This window comes from Acinetobacter sp. A47 (assembly GCF_000805455.1).
In the GTDB taxonomy this organism is placed as follows: Bacteria; Pseudomonadota; Gammaproteobacteria; order Pseudomonadales; family Moraxellaceae; genus Acinetobacter.
In genome coordinates this window covers 460,534-478,238 of record NZ_JSUS01000032.1, presented here as the reverse complement: position 1 = coordinate 478,238, position 17,705 = coordinate 460,534, and the positions used below count along the sequence as shown (strand labels likewise).

16 protein-coding genes are annotated in these 17,705 nt (G+C 43.6%); 10 read left to right on the top strand and 6 right to left on the bottom strand.

Features of this window, described 5'->3' with window-relative positions; translation table 11 throughout:
• The first annotated feature begins 41 nt into the window (after positions 1–41).
• Entirely contained in the window at positions 42–1,286 is a 1,245-nt protein-coding gene (locus tag OC23_RS08780) for a D-amino acid dehydrogenase (protein WP_038344222.1), read from the top strand.
• Between the two features lie 46 nt (positions 1,287–1,332).
• Here OC23_RS08780 and OC23_RS08775 read toward each other — a convergent pair whose 3' ends face one another.
• Entirely contained in the window at positions 1,333–1,980 is a 648-nt protein-coding gene (locus OC23_RS08775) for a hypothetical protein (protein WP_038344221.1), read from the bottom strand.
• 97 nt (positions 1,981–2,077) lie between these two features.
• Here OC23_RS08775 and ispF point away from each other — a divergent pair, with 97 nt between their 5' ends.
• Positions 2,078–2,569: a 2-C-methyl-D-erythritol 2,4-cyclodiphosphate synthase gene (gene ispF / locus OC23_RS08770; protein WP_038344220.1), complete on the top strand. Its 492-nt coding sequence runs from the start codon at positions 2,078–2,080 to the stop codon at positions 2,567–2,569.
• Here the strand turns inward: ispF and OC23_RS08765 are convergent.
• From OC23_RS08765 to glnL, 5 genes are all read right to left on the bottom strand, one after another.
• Positions 2,557–3,081, bottom strand: coding sequence for a protein tyrosine phosphatase family protein (locus tag OC23_RS08765; protein ID WP_038344219.1), 525 nt, complete (start codon positions 3,079–3,081; stop codon positions 2,557–2,559). The genes ispF and OC23_RS08765 overlap by 13 nt on opposite strands.
• 145 nt (positions 3,082–3,226) lie before the next feature.
• Positions 3,227–4,147, bottom strand: coding sequence for an ornithine carbamoyltransferase (gene argF / locus OC23_RS08760; RefSeq protein ID WP_038344218.1), 921 nt, complete (start codon positions 4,145–4,147; stop codon positions 3,227–3,229).
• A 113-nt stretch (positions 4,148–4,260) separates the two neighbouring features.
• Positions 4,261–4,902, bottom strand: coding sequence for a TetR/AcrR family transcriptional regulator (locus OC23_RS08755; RefSeq protein ID WP_038344217.1), 642 nt, complete (start codon positions 4,900–4,902; stop codon positions 4,261–4,263).
• A 145-nt stretch (positions 4,903–5,047) separates the two neighbouring features.
• Positions 5,048–6,544 carry a nitrogen regulation protein NR(I) gene (gene glnG, locus OC23_RS08750; RefSeq protein WP_038344216.1) on the bottom strand — a complete coding sequence of 499 codons (1,497 nt, stop codon included), beginning with the start codon at positions 6,542–6,544 and terminating at the stop codon, positions 5,048–5,050.
• On the bottom strand, positions 6,534–7,640 hold the full coding sequence (glnL, locus tag OC23_RS08745; RefSeq protein ID WP_038344215.1) for a nitrogen regulation protein NR(II): 1,107 nt from the start codon (positions 7,638–7,640) through the stop codon (positions 6,534–6,536). Before glnL ends, glnG begins: the two co-directional genes overlap by 11 nt.
• Positions 7,641–7,969: 329 nt before the next feature.
• Here glnL and rimO point away from each other — a divergent pair, with 329 nt between their 5' ends.
• The 8 genes from rimO (at position 7,970) to bamA (ending at position 17,701) form a co-directional block, all read left to right on the top strand.
• On the top strand, positions 7,970–9,313 hold the full coding sequence (gene rimO / locus OC23_RS08740) for a 30S ribosomal protein S12 methylthiotransferase RimO (protein WP_005230215.1): 1,344 nt from the start codon (positions 7,970–7,972) through the stop codon (positions 9,311–9,313).
• Between the two features lie 52 nt (positions 9,314–9,365).
• The gene (gene pyrH, locus OC23_RS08735; RefSeq protein ID WP_038344213.1) at positions 9,366–10,094 is read left to right on the top strand and encodes a UMP kinase; all 729 of its coding nucleotides are present in this window, start codon (positions 9,366–9,368) and stop codon (positions 10,092–10,094) included.
• Between the two features lie 367 nt (positions 10,095–10,461).
• Positions 10,462–11,016: a ribosome recycling factor gene (frr, locus tag OC23_RS08730; RefSeq protein ID WP_038344211.1), complete on the top strand. Its 555-nt coding sequence runs from the start codon at positions 10,462–10,464 to the stop codon at positions 11,014–11,016.
• 5 nt (positions 11,017–11,021) lie between these two features.
• Positions 11,022–11,771, top strand: a complete 750-nt coding sequence (gene uppS, locus OC23_RS08725) for a polyprenyl diphosphate synthase (RefSeq protein ID WP_038344210.1) — start codon at positions 11,022–11,024, stop codon at positions 11,769–11,771.
• 2 nt (positions 11,772–11,773) lie between these two features.
• Positions 11,774–12,598 carry a phosphatidate cytidylyltransferase gene (locus tag OC23_RS08720; RefSeq protein ID WP_038344209.1) on the top strand — a complete coding sequence of 275 codons (825 nt, stop codon included), beginning with the start codon at positions 11,774–11,776 and terminating at the stop codon, positions 12,596–12,598.
• On the top strand, positions 12,599–13,795 hold the full coding sequence (gene ispC / locus OC23_RS08715) for a 1-deoxy-D-xylulose-5-phosphate reductoisomerase (RefSeq protein WP_038344208.1): 1,197 nt from the start codon (positions 12,599–12,601) through the stop codon (positions 13,793–13,795).
• Between the two features lie 5 nt (positions 13,796–13,800).
• Entirely contained in the window at positions 13,801–15,156 is a 1,356-nt protein-coding gene (gene rseP, locus OC23_RS08710) for an RIP metalloprotease RseP (protein ID WP_038344207.1), read from the top strand.
• Positions 15,157–15,190: 34 nt separating this feature from the next.
• A complete protein-coding gene (gene bamA, locus OC23_RS08705; protein WP_038344206.1) occupies positions 15,191–17,701 on the top strand; it encodes an outer membrane protein assembly factor BamA in 2,511 nt (836 codons plus the stop codon).
• Positions 17,702–17,705: the final 4 nt, after the last annotated feature.

Sequence of the window (17,705 nt, the reverse complement as noted above, 5' to 3'; positions counted from 1 at the left end):
GCTAAGCATTATGAAATGCCATGCATTTCAAGGAGTTTGCTATGCCACATGTGGTTGTGATTGGGGCGGGGATTACCGGTGTAACATCTGCTTATGAATTAATTAAGCTCGGCTATGAGGTGACGGTGATTGATCGCCATCTTTTTCCAGCGATGGAAACTTCCTTTGCCAATGGCGGTCAACTGTCTGCCTGTAATGCAGAAGTATGGAACCAAAAGGCTACCGTGCTGAAGGGCATTAAGTGGATGAGTAAAAAAGATGCACCATTATTGCTCAATCCATCTTTTAGCGTGCATAAATACCGCTGGTTGATTGAATTTTTAACCCACATCAAAAATTATAAAGCCAATACCATTGAAACTGTGCGACTGGCATTATTGGCCAGACAACGTCTATTTGAAGTGGCTGAAAAAGAAAGCCTGTCATTTGACCTGGAAAAACGTGGCATCTTGCATATGTATCACACCAGAGAAGACTATGAGATTGCCAAGAAGGTCAATGATGTACTGGTTGAAGGTAAACTGGAACGAAATGCGATTACCCCCGAAGAAATGAAGGCCATAGAACCAACCTTAACCGGTGATTATTTTGGTGGTTACTATACGGCGGGGGATGCAACCGGAGATATTCATAAATACTCGGTGGGGCTGGCAGAGCGAACCCAGCGCTATGGAGCAAAATATTGCTTTGGGCTGGATGTGGTGGATATTAAATTTACGCAAGATAAAGCCATTATTCACTGTAAAAACAGCACAGAAAATGTTAATCCGACAGCAGACGGGATTACTGAAATTATTGCAGATCTGGTTCTGGTCTGTGGTGGTGTGGGCAGTTATCAACTGGCTGATATGCTGGGAGATAGCGTGAATGTCTATCCGGTCAAAGGCTATTCGATTACTGTACAGCTTAAAGATGAACGCAGTGTCAATAATGCCCCTTGGGTCAGCTTACTGGATGAGAGTGCAAAGATCGTGACTTCACGGTTAGGCGCAGATCGCTTGCGGGTTGCTGGGACTGCCGAGTTTAACGGTTATAACCGCGATATTCGGGCGGATCGTATTCAACCCCTAATTAACTGGGTCAACCAGAATTTTGATATCTCGACTGAACATGTGGTGCCTTGGGCGGGCTTGCGTCCCATGATGCCGAATATGCTGCCTGTGGTTAAACAAGGTAAACACCCTCGGGTATTTTATAATACGGGGCATGGTCATCTGGGCTGGACTTTATCTGCTGCAACAGCCGTATTGATTAGTCAGGAAATTGCACAAAAATTTCCAAGCTGAAACTAAAAAGCCGATGTCATCACATCGGCTTTTTTCAATTGAAATCTTAATCGTAAGGACGATAAATTCCGGTAAAACGTTCACAGCCTTTTTGTTCAGTCTTGACGATCAGAAGCGCTTTTTGAAAATCAAACTGGTACTGGCATTTTTTTTCATTATCAATGATTTGGCTTTTTTGCTCGGGGGTACTATAAGCCAGTAAGGACATGGTCTGCGTTTCTGGACGGTTGTTCGGGTTGCGGTAAGCAATCCCTTCGATTTTTAGCTTGTCCTTGTCTAGCTGATGGATTTGTAAATGCACAGGTTGTGATGCGATGCTTCCATGCTCATATTTTAAATAGTGCTGGGTGAGCGTTTGGTTCATGGAGGTATAAAAGTTCAAATCGTCCAGACGAGCTTCAAATTGTTGCTGAAAACAGTTTTTTGTCTTGCACTGCTGGATCTGGTTGAGCCACTGCGTCTGGGTATCATGTAACAACTGTAAGGGGGCATCTGTCACCAGATAAGCCGTTAAAAACTTGCTATTCAGCTTTTGGCGCTGCTCCTGATAAGGCTTGCTGCAGATTTTTTTCGCCGATAAAGCAGGGCGATTACAGTCAATGGATTCTGCATAGGCAAATGTTGAGCAAAAACAACCCAATGTGATGATATAACCAGATTTCTTTAATTGATTTCTTACAGTGTTAAACAGCATAATCACTTATACTTTCAGTCTAATTTGCTCAACGTACTATAGCGAAATAGAAAGCCTGAATACAAGATTAGTTCGGTAATTGTAAAAGGAAAATCAGATGGTTGCTCAAATTCGTATTGGACAAGGGATTGATGTACATGCGTTTGAAGAAGGTGAGTTTGTTACTTTGGCGGGGATTAAAATTCCACATACGCACGGTTTAAAGGCACATTCAGATGGAGATGTGGTGTTACATGCGCTCAGTGATGCATTACTCGGAGCATTGGCGCTCGGTGATATCGGTCAGCATTTTCCGGATACCGATCCTGAATATAAAGGCGCAGACAGCCGTGTGTTGCTAAAACATGTGTACCAGCTGATTCTGGATCGTGGTTATCATCTCAACAATGCCGATATTACCGTGGCATGTGAACGTCCCAAACTGGCAAAGCATAATCTGGAAATGCGCCAAAGTATTGCGGATGTATTAGATGTGGATGTGACTCAAATTAGCATTAAAGCCACAACCACGGAGAAACTCGGGTTTACAGGTCGTCAGGAAGGTATCTTGGCAACGGCAACTGTATTGGTTTCGCATCAGGCAAAATGATTGCTATTGATGAGAGACTGCTGTAATTCTTGTGTTGCTTTACGGCCCTGCAGCTGTAAAGTAAGACTATGAATGAGTCCGGTCCATGTTTCATTTGGCTCCCAGACCTGATGGAGTAACTCTTGAGCCGTTGGCAAATCCATGTTCATGTAAAACTGGCGATATAAATACATTAAACTGCTGACCCGCTTGTTTTTTGCGCAATGCAGCCAGACGATCTCGTTTTGGACCAGATGATCAATCAGGTCCAGAATCAATAAACACTGCTCAGCGCAAGGCATGTCCCAGTCAATTGGAATGTGAATATAGTTCAGGCCTAAATCCAGACAGATTTGATCCTGTTTGGTCAGATAGTTGTCCGATTTGCTGGTTGCCAGATTAATGACCGTACTGCAACCATATTCCTTGATCTGTTGGAGTTGTTCGGCCGATGGTTGGGCTGAGCTAAACAGGTGCTCATGTACCAAAGAAAAACTTGGTATTTGAGATAATGCTTGTTCAAGTGAAGTCATAACGTCCGCTGTGTGTTGGGTAGTGTTCTCATATGATGAGAAACTTATTCTGAAATCTTTGCTTACTATAAGTGTTTTTATTTCAGGGTTCAATTTGAAATACATAAATAAAAAAACAGCATCAAATGATGCTGTTTTGTGTCACTTAGTCTTGCTTGAGATTCTCATTAAGTAAGAATTCCATCAATGCTTTTTGTGCATGTAAGCGGTTTTCGGCTTCATCCCAAACCACAGCATTTTTATGGTCCAGCATGTTTTCTGAAATTTCTTCGCCACGATGTGCTGGCAAGCAATGCATGAACAGGCAATCTGGGTGTGCCAGATCCATCAGTTTTTCATTGACCTGAAAATCTGCAAATGCTTTTTCACGTAATTTTTGTTCTTCTTCCTGTCCCATGCTTGCCCATACATCGGTCACGATCAGGTCTGCATTGACTGCAGCATCTTCAGCCTTGTTGTATACTTCGACACAGTCTGCAAATTCGGCTAAAAATTCAGGTTTTGGTTCATAGCCTTCAGGTGAGGCAATTTTAAGCTTGAAACCCATCATGTGTGCAGCTTCAATATAGGAGTTGCACATATTGTTGCCATCACCAATCCATGCAACGGTTTTGCCTTCGATGCTACCGCGGTGTTCTTGGAAAGTCTGCAAGTCTGCAAGAAGCTGGCAAGGGTGGTGGTCATCGGTCAGGCCGTTGATGACCGGAACTTTTGAATAAGATGCAAAACGTTCCACGATGTCATGACCAAAGGTCCGGATCATCACGATATCCAGTATACTTGAGATGACACGAGCCGAGTCTTCAATCGGTTCGCCACGTCCTAATTGTGTATCGCGTGGAGAAAGGAAAATTGCACTGCCGCCAAACTGGCAAATGCCTGCTTCAAAAGAAATACGTGTACGGGTACTCGACTTTTCGAAAATCATTCCTAAAACTTTACCTGCAAACGGCTGGTAGAGCGTATTGCTATGCTGCATACGTTTAAGCTCTTGCGCGCGGTCTAGAATGCGTTGCAGTTCGAGTGTGGATAGGTCACGTAAAGTTAGGAAATGCCGAAGCGCCATAGCTACTCCCACAATAATTATTGAGAAAAATCAATAATTAATTGTTGTTTGACGAGTGGTGAATAAAAAAGGAATTGACTACTATACTATACGTTCAAGAAAATGCAAAAGAATTAGACCTTTTGATGAGCCTTTAAAAAAAGATCTACCGAATAGTTAATATATTCAATGATTTCTGCATCATTTTCAGGCACATCCAGCCCCATGAGATTGCGCCATTCGACATCACGTAAGATACCAAAATACATCATGGCCGAGAATTTGGGCTGGGTACAAAAGATTTCATGATTTGTGTGGGCATGTTCTAGTGCATAAGCAATCGTGTTCTGGATATTTAAGGCACACTGATCGTAGAAATAATGGGCAAGCTGGATGTCTTTTTGTGTTTGTTCAGTAAACATGCGCATGAATGCAATGTTTTCAGGCTGGATAATATGTTGATAAAAGCGATATAACGTCTGGGTCAGGTAGGTTCTGAGATCGGTTTTGTCAGGGGTATAAGGCAGGCACACGCCTTTAAAAAACACTTCACGACGATAATCACAAATGGCAGTAAACAGACCTTCTTTATTGCCGAAGTATTTGTAAATCGAGGTTTTTGAACCGCCAGCATGATTGACAATATCATCCAAGGAAACAGCCTCATAACCTTTCTCAAGAAATAGGTCGGTTGCGCACAATAATAGGGCAAGACGACGTTCATGTCCTCGACGGGTTTGCGGTTTGGAGCAGCTTGGATAACAAATATCGGTCATTATTTACTTTGGGGATGTTGGGGTGAGTCTAGTATAACAAAAACCATATCACTTGTATGGCTATGAATCTTGCAGGTGTTTCAAAACATCTCAAACCCATAAAAAAGCGAGCCATCAAGACTCGCTTTTTGTATTTTATACATTTTTATGCGGAACGGCTTTCTTCTTCATCCTCATCATCGGCAGAGTCCATGCCGAGTTCCTTGAGTTTTCGGGTCAAGGTGTTACGTCCCCAGCCGAGGAGTTCAGCGGCATGGCGCTTACGGCCACGGGTTTGCTGCAGGGCGGCATTAATCAGGGTGCGTTCAAACATTGGTGTGGCAATGTCCAGAATTTTCATCTCGCCGTTTTTGAGCTTCTGGATAGCCCATTGGCCAAGCAACTCATCCCAGTGATGTACTGCAATCCGTTCAACCAGTGCCGGGCTGGTTGCTGAGGCAGCTTGCTGGTCGCCGGTTTTCTGTACGGAAGCCTGCTTCAGTTCGGCAGGTAAATCTTCAGGGTAAACCTCTCGCCCTGTAATCATCACTGTTAGCCAGCGACAGGTATTTTCCAGTTGCCGTACATTACCGGGCCAAGGCAGTTGCTGCATATAATCTGTAGTTTCAGTCCGCAATATTTTTGGGCTGACCCCAAGCTCCTTACCGGCACGGGCCAAGAAATGTTGTGCCAGCATCGGAATGTCTTCGCTACGGTGCGACAGTTTCGGGATATGAATGCGGATCACATTCAGGCGGTGGTAAAGGTCTTCACGGAAGCGGCCTTCATTGACCAGTTTTTCCAGATCCTGATGTGTCGCAGCCACAATACGGACATCTACTTTTACAGGAATGTGACCTCCTACACGGTAGAATTCGCCATCCGCCAAAACACGAAGCAAGCGTGTCTGGGTCTCAAATGGCATGTCACCAATTTCATCCAGGAATAAAGTACCGCCGTTGGCCTGTTCAAAGCGGCCTTGATGCTGGGTATTTGCGCCTGTAAATGCACCTTTTTCATGTCCGAAGAGTTCGGTTTCGATCAGGTCTTTCGGGATTGCCGCCATATTCAGGGCAATAAAGGGTTTGGCACGGCGTGGAGAATGCTTGTGCAAGGCATGGGCGACCAGCTCTTTACCTGTACCCGATTCACCATTAATCAGGACTGTAATATGTGATTGTGACAGGCGGCCAATGGCGCGGAACACTTCCTGCATGGCAGGTGATTCACCAATGATCTCGGTGGATTGTAACGGTGAGGCGGCTTTGGTTGCAGCTTCTTGTTGCTGTAATTTATTGATGTGCAAAATGGCACGATTCACCAGCGCTAATGCTTCATCAATATCAAATGGTTTGGGTAAATACTCAAATGCGCCGGTTTGATAGCTTGAGACCGCAGACTCCAGGTCAGAATGTGCGGTCATGATGATGACAGGCAAGTCGGGATGACTGTTTTTTACTTTAGACAAGAAGGTCAGGCCATCAATCCCGGGCATGCGGATATCGGTCAGGATCACATCGGGTGCATCCTCATGCAAGCGTTCCAGTGCAGTCTGGGCTTCTTCAAAGTTGGTAACATCAAAACCCTCTTCTTTGAAAGTTTTTTCGAGTACCCAACGCATGGCACGATCATCATCTATTACCCAAATTTTATTACGTGACATGGTTTAACTCCCAAGGTAGATATAAGCTAAATACGGTTTTTCCCGGAACTGACTGACATTCAATCATTCCGTTATGTTGATGCATGATATTTTGAGCAATACTGAGTCCCAGACCAGTCCCTTTGGCGCGTCCTGTTACCAACGGATAAAATACAGATTCCAGAATGCTTTCAGGCACACCGGGACCATTGTCCTGAATATCTATCCGTACGGCGGAACGGTTCAGCACACCATTAATGGTCACCAGACGCTGGATACGGGTTCTCAGTACCAGCTCGGGTTCAGCATCGGTAAAAAATTCTTTATTTTCGGTCATGGCCTGTACGGCATTGACGCTAATGTTGAGCATGACCTGGATCAGCTGATCACGGTCAGCCATCACATCGGGTAAGGACAGGTCATAATCACGGGTGATCCTGATTTTCTTTTTGGTCTGGTTGGCAATTAGTGAACGAACCCGTTCCAGAGGTTCATGGACATTGACATGTTCATAGCTTGGCAGTTGACGTGAACCCAGCATGGTATCTGCCAGATTGGTCAAACGGTCTACTTCACTGATAATAATGTCGGTAAACTCGCCATACCGGTCATCATTTAAACTACGTGCCAGTAATTGGGTTGCACCACGGATGCCGGCTAACGGATTTTTAATTTCATGGGCCACGCCGCGAACCAGCTGGCGTGCCACCTGATGCTGTTGCACCAGATTTTCTTCCTTGGAAATCTTTAACATACGGTCGATCGGGTTTAGCTCGATCAATAAAAGCGGATGGTAGCTTTTGCCTGCATTCAGCTGGGAAGCGGTATAGTCCACATGGATCGTTTTAAAGTTAACATTGATCACGGCTTCACGACGGGTATAGTGCTGTCCGCTATGCAAGGTATTTAACAGGGCCTCATGCGTGTTAAAGGGATCATCGTGTGCATGTAATAAATTAAGAACAGGCTGGCCCGATGCACGCAGCAGACTGATATCAAATAATGCTTCACAAGCAGAATTTAAATAAAAAATATTAAGCTGACTATCGACCAGTAAAATGGCTGTGGTCAGGTTATCCACCAGTAGCCGATAGTCGATAATGTTCTGTTGATCCATTTGTGAATCATCCTGTCTTAAAATGGCGCAATAAATATAAATTTTTAATGATTAGCCATGAACTTCTAAAATGTACTGTATGCAAAATGCAAGCCAACTTTGTATTAACTAGATTTCAATAACTTAATGAGGAGAGAACAGTTGAATACGGTATTTTTCACATACATACGGCAATTTCAATAATTTATTATGTTCTAAAATGGTGCAATTGGGGATTTTATTTAAAATTTCGGTTGTATTTTGGTGCATTACACAAAGAGATGGCTTTGCGGCTATGCGTAAGCCGAGAAAAGTCATACAATACGCCGATTCAAGTGGAGCGCAGATTCATGAAGACCCCCAAAGTCGGTTTTGTATCTTTAGGTTGTCCTAAGGCATTGGTAGATTCTGAACGAATTTTAACTCAGTTAAAGACTGAAGGTTATCAAGTTGCATCAGATTATGATGGTGCGGATCTGGTTGTTGTTAATACCTGTGGTTTTATTGAATCTGCAGTACAAGAGTCTTTAGATGCGATTGGCGAAGCCATGAGCGAAAATGGCCGGGTCATTGTTACCGGCTGTTTAGGTAAAGACGAAGACAAAATTCGCCAGATGCACCCCAATGTTCTGAAAGTAACAGGTGCAGCAGCCTATCAGGATGTAATGGAAGCCGTACATGAATATGTACCGGCACCGCCAAAACATAACCCGTTTATTGATTTGGTTCCTGAACAGGGTGTTCGTTTAACACCAAAGCATTATGCCTATCTCAAAATCTCGGAAGGCTGTAATCACCGCTGTACATTCTGCATTATCCCAAGTATGCGTGGTGACCTTGTGTCCCGTCCGGTCGGGAAAGTGCTGGATGAAGCGGCAGCATTGAAACGTGCCGGCGTAAAAGAAATTCTGGTGATTTCTCAAGACACTTCAGCTTATGGTGTAGACACCAAATACAAGCTGGATTTCTGGAATGGCCAGCCGGTCAAAACCAAATTCTATGACATGTGTGAAGCGCTGGGCCAGTTAGGCATCTGGGTGCGTTTGCATTATGTCTATCCATATCCGCATGTGGATGCTGCCATTGACTTGATGGCACAAGGCAAAATCCTGCCATATCTGGATATTCCTTTTCAGCATGCCAGTCCGCGCATCCTCAAATTGATGAAGCGACCAGCCCATAGTGAAAATACCCTGGAACGCCTTAAATTGTGGCGTGAAAAATGCCCGGAACTGGTGATTCGCTCAACGTTTGTGGTCGGTTTCCCGGGTGAGACTGAAGAAGACTTCCAGATTTTGCTGGAGTGGTTAAAAGAAGCGCAACTGGATCGTGTTGGCTGCTTTACCTACTCACCGGTTGAGGGCGCCACAGCCAATGATCTGCCTGATCATGTGCCAGAAGAGATCAAGCAAGAGCGTTATGAACGCTTCATGGAAGTGCAGCAAGCCATTTCGGCGGCCAAGTTACAAAAGCGTATCGGCCAGAAAATGACAGTGCTGGTGGATAGCCTGGAAGATGAATTCCCGGTTGCGGTTGCACGTTCATATGCCGATGCCCCGGAAATTGATGGCAATGTTTTTGTTGAAGATATTGATAAGAGTGTGATTAAGGCTGGTGACTTGCTTGAAGTCGAAATTACCGATGCAGATGAGTACGACTTATTTGCAAAGTTAATTCAGATTAAATCTGCTTGATGTTGAATTAAATTGAAGAAAATTTAGAGATTGGTCGGTTTGGAGTAAAAGTATGTCAGCTTCTAAAAATCCACGTTATGCACGAATTTTGCTCAAGCTTTCTGGTGAAGCTTTAGCGGGCAATAAAGATATGGGTATTGATGCCCAGGTTCTGGATCAGATGTCACTGTCAATCGCTCACTTGGTGGGGCTGGGTGTCCAGGTCGGGATCGTTGTTGGTGGTGGTAACTTATACCGTGGTAGCCAGCTGCAAAAAGATGGTCTGGTTGGACGTGTGACAGGTGACCAGATGGGGATGCTGGCAACCGTAATGAATGGCTTGGCCATGCGTGATGCACTGGTACGCCGTAATATCAAAACCCGTTTAATGTCAGCCCTATCCATTGGTACAGTGGTTGAACCATACTCAAGCCGTGATGCGATTCGTCACTTAAGCCAGGGTGAAGTCTGTGTCTTTGTCGCTGGTACAGGTAATCCATTCTTTACCACCGATACGGCTGCCTGCCTGCGGGGAATCGAGATTGAAGCGAACCTGATCTTAAAAGCGACCAAGGTTGACGGTGTTTATAATAAAGATCCAAGCAAATATGAAGATGCAGTTAAATATGACAATTTAACTTTCGACCAGGTGTTAGATGAAAAGCTGGGTGTGATGGATCTGACCGCAATTTGTTTATGCCGTGACCACAATGTACCGTTACAGGTTTTTGACATGAACAAATCTGGTGCATTGCTCTCTGTGGTGATGGGTGAAAAAGAGGGGACTCACGTAACAAATTAGCGGGTGTTAATATTTCACCATGCATTGTGTTATTGGCTAAAACAACACAAACTAAATATGAAACTCAATAATGGCGATCTCCTTGTTGAGTTTTATAATAAAGTTTGAGGAGGCTTAGTCATGCCTGAACAAGACAAGGCATTGCTTTGAACTTTGTGTAAGGTCAGGTGTTTTGGGGCGGTGGTAGTATGTTGATTTTATTTGGCGCGGCTAGATTTCTGAAAACAAGGCTTGCATCGTCTAAAAAACATCCTCTGTCGCAATCATCTGTGAAATGTTGATCACGCCTCATGTACGTGAGCCGGAAAGCTCTTTATACTACGTTTAAATATTTTGTAATACCTAATGAATAAGTAAGGAAGATCATATGATTAACGATCTCAAAAAAGACAGCGAACAACGCATGCAGAAAACTCTTGATTCTTTAGATCAGGGTTTTGCCAAGGTTCGTACTGGCCGTGCTCATCCATCGATCCTAAATGGCGTGATGGTTCCTTACTATGGCTCTGATGTTCCGTTAAACCAGGTGGCGAACGTTGGTGTTGAAGATTCTCGTACGCTAATTGTTCAACCATTTGAACGCACCATGGTTGCTGCGATTGATAAGGCTATTCGTGAAAGCGATTTGGGTTTAAACCCGATTACGGCTGATTCGATTCGTGTGCCATTACCTGCCTTGACCGAAGAAACACGTCGTGACATGCAGAAGGTTGCCCGTTCTGAAGCTGAAAATGCCAAGGTTGCGATCCGTAATATCCGTCGTGATGTGCTCGGTGATATCAAGGCGCTCTTGAAAGAAAAAGAAATTTCTGAAGATGATGAGCGCCGTGCAGGTGATGACATTCAAAAAATCACAGATAAATATGTTGCAGAAGTAGACAAGCGTCTTGCAGCAAAAGAAGCAGAATTGATGAAGGTCTGATTTTTATGACCTTGCAAGAAGAACAGCTTCTTCCTCAACATGTTGCCATCATCATGGATGGCAACAATCGATTTGCCAAAAAAAAGCACATGCAAAAAGGTGATGGACACCGTGAAGGTAAAAATGTCCTTGATCCCATTGTTGAGCATTGCAAAAAAGTCGGCATTCAAGCCTTGACCGTTTTTGCTTTTTCAAGTGAAAACTGGAATCGTCCTCAATACGAAGTTGATTTACTTATGCAATTGTTGGAAGAAACAATTCATGAGCAACTGCCTCGTATGGAAAAGTTTAATATTGCGCTCCGTTTCATTGGTGACCGTTCTCGGTTATCAGATAAACTGCGTGATTTAATGCAATACGCTGAACAGAAAACTGCAGTTCACAACTCCATGACCCTGACAATCGCCATTAGTTATGGCGGAATGTGGGATATGGCTCAGGCTGCAAAAATGATTGCTCAGGATGCGCTTGCAGGCAAACTTGATACAGATCAGATAAGTGTTGATTTATTTGATAAATATGTCAGTCTAAATGATCTACCTGCTGTCGATCTTTTGATCCGTACAGGGGGGGATTATCGTCTATCTAACTTCTTGCTCTGGCAAGCGGCTTATGCAGAACTGTATTTTACCGATACCCTGTGGCCGGAATTTACAGTTGAAGAGTTAGATCATGCTTTTCATGTTTTTGCGGGACGTGAACGACGCTTTGGCAAGACATCAGAACAGATTCAACAAGCGAAAATAGAGAATTAATAATGTTAGAGCGGATTATTACCGCATTGGTGTTAGTTGCTGTTGTTTTAAGTTGCATGTTTGCAACGCAATCACATTATCCAATGTTTATGCTTATGATTTTAGCTGCGGGGGTTGCTGGCTACGAGTGGTTTAAGCTAATGCCACGTAGTACCACAATTGTGTCAAAACCGAAGGCTTGGGTATATGGTGGCTGTGTTGCGGCGGTATCAACACTCGCATTATTTTTTGACGATGTTGCCCTTTTATTATGGGCGGCCTCTATCTTGACCTGGCTGGGCAGTATCTATTGGGTCAAGAATTATCCTGAGTCAGACAACTGGTACAACCCATCTCTTTATATTATTGGTTTTATCCTGATTTCTGCGGCTGTTACCGCACTTTATGCTTTATGGCATAGCTCGCCTTGGTGGCTCATGTATCTGTTCCTGCTGGTATGGGGAGCAGACAGTGGTGCTTATTTTGTCGGGCGTAAACTCGGCAAGAAAAAGCTTGCGCCATCAGTAAGCCCGAATAAATCGGTTGAAGGTCTGTATGGCGGTATTGCAACTACCGTTATTATTATGCTGGTTGTGCAATATTTCTATTTAAACCTGACGGTTATACAGCTTGTCTTGTTCTTGATTCTTTCGATCATAACCGTATTTGCATCCGTGCTGGGTGATTTGTTCGAATCCATGATCAAGCGTCGTGCCGGGATTAAGGATTCCGGTCGTGTGCTTCCTGGGCATGGTGGTGTGCTTGACCGTATTGACTCCTTACTTGCTGCTGCGCCAATCTTTGCAACAGGCATGTATATCTTGAAACTTATTGGTGTAGATCTTTAAATGACTCAGGCTGTTTGTATATTGGGTGTAACTGGTTCAATTGGTCAAAGTACCTTAAAAGTACTGGAACAGCACCCAGACCAATACACTGTATTTGCAGTCTCTGCATATAGTCGTTTAGATGAACTTTTAGAAGTTTGTAAAAAATATCATCCAAAAGTTGTAGTTGTACCAGCTGAAAAAGCTGCTGAGCTTCAACAGCGCCTTCATCAGGAAAATTTGAACAAGATTGAAATCCTGACAGGTGAGGCTGGTTTGATCGCAATTGCCGAATACAATGATGTTGATATTGTCATGGCGGCAATTGTGGGAGCAGCAGGATTATTGCCGACACTGGCTGCGGTAAAAGCAGGTAAGCGTGTTTTGCTGGCCAATAAAGAGTCACTGGTGATGTCTGGGGACATCATGATGCAGGCTGCCCGTGAACATAATGCTTTATTGCTGCCTGTTGATTCTGAGCATAATGCGATTTTTCAATCACTTCCACATGACTATTTAAATGCTGAAAGAACGGGGCAACCGCAACTGGGCGTTTCCCGTATTTTGCTGACAGCATCTGGCGGTCCGTTCCTCAATCATTCTCTGGCGCAGTTGCATGATGTCACACCGCAACAGGCCTGCAAGCACCCAAACTGGTCAATGGGACAAAAAATCTCGGTAGATTCTGCCACCTTGATGAATAAAGGGCTGGAATTGATCGAAGCATGTCATTTGTTTTCAATATCAGAACATTTTGTTACAGTTGTTGTTCATCCACAAAGTATTATTCACTCGATGGTGCAATATGTGGATGGTTCAACTTTGGCACAAATGGGTAACCCGGACATGTGTACGCCAATCGCGCATGCTTTGGCTTGGCCTAAACGGATAGCAACGGATGTTCCGGCGTTAAATCTGTTCGATACGGCGCAGTTGAATTTTCAGGAACCTGATATTGTTAAGTTTCCTGCTCTGGATCTGGCCCGTCAGGCCATGCGGGCAGGTGGTCTGGCACCGACAGTATTAAATGCAGCCAACGAAATTGCAGTTGCTGCATTTTTGCAACAAAATATCCGGTTCACTGAAATTCCTCAAGTGGTCGATCATACTTTGCAAGCTGTACAAAATGCCAAAGCAGAAAACATAGACATCATTTTGCAGACTGATATGATCGCTAGGCAGATTGCGGAAAAATATATTGTGGGTATAGGAGGCTAAATCGTATGAATGCACTATTTATGATTGTTGCAGCGATTTTGTTGCTCGGTCCCCTGATCGCAATTCATGAATTTGGCCATTATTGGGTTGCTCGCAAGTTAGGTGTCAAGGTACTGGTTTACTCCATTGGTTTTGGACCTACCTTGTTAAAATGGCAATCTAAGAAATCTGGTATCCAGTATCAGCTTTCTGCCTTGCCGCTTGGTGGTTATGTCAAAATGCTGGATGAACGCGAAGGTAATGTTGCCGAACAGGATTTACCCTATGCATTTAACCGGCAGTCACCTTGGAAACGCATCGCCATTGTTGCTGCCGGACCATTGATCAACCTGTTTTTTGCGGTTTTCCTGTTCTGGATACTGTTCTTGCCTGCACAGGAGCAGTTAAATACCCGGATTGGTAAAATCGTGCCAAACACACCTGCTGCTCAGGTAGATTTACAAGTAGGTGACAAAATTGTCAATGTGGATGGGCAAACAACACCAACATGGGAAAAGCTGAACTATGCACTGGTCAACCGTGTAGGTGAAACAGGTCAGGTCTCGATCATTGTTGATCGTGCAGGGACTGAAAAACAGTTTAGCTTACCGATTAAAGATTTTCTGAAAGATCAAAGCCAGTCGCCATTAGATGTGCTGGGGTTCTTGCCTTACCGTCCGGTGATTCCTGCCAAAGTCAAAGAACTGAGTGCAGATGGGGCAGCGATACGTCAAGGCATGAAAGTGGGTGACCAGATTGTTGCTATCGATAATGTGGCAATGAAAGACTGGTTTGATGTGGTGGATGTGGTTCAAGGCTCGCCTGAAAAATTGCTGAATATTGATGTGTTGCGTCAGGGGCAACTTGTGCACTTGCAAGTTATGCCACAAGGCCAACGTGACAATATGGGGAATATGACTGGTGTGCTTGGTGTGAAAAGTGATGCAGGTAAAATCACGATTCCGGCTGAATATAAGCAAACCATTCAATATACGCCAGTAGAAGCACTGGGTGTTGCATTCGACAAAACAGCACAGCTTTCAGGCATGATTTTTAACTCTATCATCAAGATGGTACGGGGCCTGATCGGACTGGATAATTTGTCTGGGCCAATTACGATTGCCAAAGTGGCAGGCCAGAGTGCTGAAATGGGATGGCAAACCTTTATTTCGTTCATGGCTTTGATGAGTGTCAGCCTGGGAATTTTAAACTTGTTGCCGATTCCGATGCTTGATGGTGGTCATCTGGTGTACTACTTTATCGAAGCAATTCGTGGTAAACCTGTTTCTGAACAAATACAGATGTTTGGTCTAAAAGTTGGTATGTTACTGCTCGGTAGCATGATGCTTTTGGCTTTATTTAACGACTTCATGCGTTTATAACAACGCAAATGGAATTTAACTTACTGGAAAATATATGGGCATGCGTCACACACATTTATTAATGCCTTTGGCACTGGTTAGTGCGATGGCAGTGGTACAACAAGCATACGCTGCAGATGAGTTTCTTGCACAAGATATACGAATTGATGGCTTAGTGCGTTTAACACCTGCAAGTATCTATTCTATGTTACCAATAAATAGTGGCGATAGAGTAAGTGATCCCATGATTGCTGAGGCAATCCGCACTTTATATGCTTCTGGTTTATTTGATGACATCAAAACCTATAAAGAAAATAATGTTTTAGTCTTTAAGGTGGTTGAACGTCCGGTGATTTCAAAACTGGAGTTCAAGGGCAATAAACTGATCCCGAAAGAAGCCTTGGAGCAAGGTTTGAAGAAGATGGGGATTGCAGAAGGTGAAGTTTTCAAAAAATCTGCCTTGCAGACGATTGAGACTGAACTTGAGCAGCAATATACCCAGCAGGGTCGATATGATGCCGATGTAACGGTTGAAACGGTTGCGCGACCAAATAACCGTGTTGAGTTAAAGTTAAACTTTAATGAAGGTACGGCTGCAAAAGTTTTTGATATTAACATTATTGGCAATACCGTCTTTAGTGATAGCGAGATCAAGCAGGCCTTTGCGGTGAAGGAAAGTGGCTGGGCTTCAGTCGTGACCCGTAATGACCGCTATGCACGTGAGAAAATGGCTGCCAGTCTTGAAGCATTAAGAGCCTTATATTTAAACAAGGGCTATATCAACTTTAATATTATTAACTCTCAACTGAATATCAGTGAAGATAAAAAACATATCTTTATTGAGGTTTCAGTCGATGAAGGTAACCAGTTCAAGTTTGGCGAGTCCAAATTCCTGGGCGATGCACTTTATAAGCCGGAAGAGCTGACCGCTCTTAAGCTCTACAAAGATGGTGAAACTTATTCACAAGAAAAAGTAAATGCGGTCAAACAGCTGTTACTTCGCAAATATGGTAATGCTGGCTATTACTATGCTGAAGTGAATGTGGTTCCAGAGATCAATAATGAAACAGGTATTGTAAACCTGAACTATTATATAAATCCGGGGCAGCAGGTTACTGTACGTCGTATCAACTTCACTGGTAATAGCAAAACTGCAGATGAGGTTTTGCGTCGTGAAATGCGACAAATGGAAGGTGCATTGGCAAGTAATGAGAAAATCGATCTTTCTAAAGTCCGTTTAGAGCGTACCGGTTTCTTTAAAACGGTTGATGTAAAACCTGTTCGTGTACCAAACTCGCCTGATCAGGTTGACTTAAACGTAAATGTTGAAGAGCAGCATTCAGGAACAACTACACTGGCTGTGGGTTATTCACAAAATGGTGGTGTCACTTTCCAGGCTGGTTTGAGCCAGACCAACTTTATGGGGACAGGAAATCGTGTTGCGGTTGATTTGTCCCGTTCCGAGACGCAAGATTACTATAATTTAAGTGTTACAGACCCGTACTTTACCATTGATGGGGTAAGCCGCGGTTATAACGTTTATTATCGTAAGACCAAGCTAAACAAAGACTATAACGTCAACAACTATGTAACGGATAGTGTGGGCGGTAGTTTAAGTTTTGGTTATCCAATTGATGAAAACCAGAGTTTAAGTGCATCTTTAGGCGTAGATCAAACCAAAGTCCGCACCGGACCAAGTGTTTCGACTTACATCCGTGATTATTTATTGGCTAATGGTGGTAAGGCGACAGGTAGCGCGACTTACTGTCCGGAAGATCAATTAGAAAAGATTGATGATAAATACACAGGTAAATGTAATCCTGGGCAGGAAAGAACCTATGACAATGCTTTTGAAGGTACTTTCCTGACTTATATGCTCAATCTTGGCTGGTCTTATAACACCTTGAACCGTCCAATTTTCCCGACCTCTGGTATGTCACATCGTGTTGGTCTTGAAATCGGTTTACCGGGTAGTGATGTCGATTACCAGAAAGTGACTTATGATGCACAAGCCTTTAAATCATTAGGTAAAGGATTTGTCCTTCGTGGTTATGGTAAGTTGGGCTATGGTAATGATTTGCCATTCTATAAAAACTTCTATGCTGGCGGTTATGGTTCGGTCCGTGGTTATGACAATAGTAGCTTGGGACCAAAATACCCAAGTGTAATTTTCCAGAAAACTGATAAGAACGATCCAGATCCAGAAGAAGTTGGTGGTAATGCATTGGTGCAGTTTGGTACAGAGCTGGCACTACCTTTACCATTTAAAGGTGACTGGACGCGTCAGGTTCGCCCGGTATTGTTTGCTGAAGGTGCACAAGTATTTGATACCAAATGTGATATTGCAACAGGCTCCATGAAGATGGATGGTCGAGATATTGATATCAAGCAATATTGTAATGACAACTACAAGTTTGACTTCGGCAATATGCGTTATAGCGTAGGTGTTGGTTTTACCTGGATTACCATGATTGGCCCGTTATCGCTTAGCTATGCATATCCACTGAATGACAAAAAAGGCGATGATACTAAATCGATCCAGTTTGAAATCGGTCGTACTTTCTAAGTAC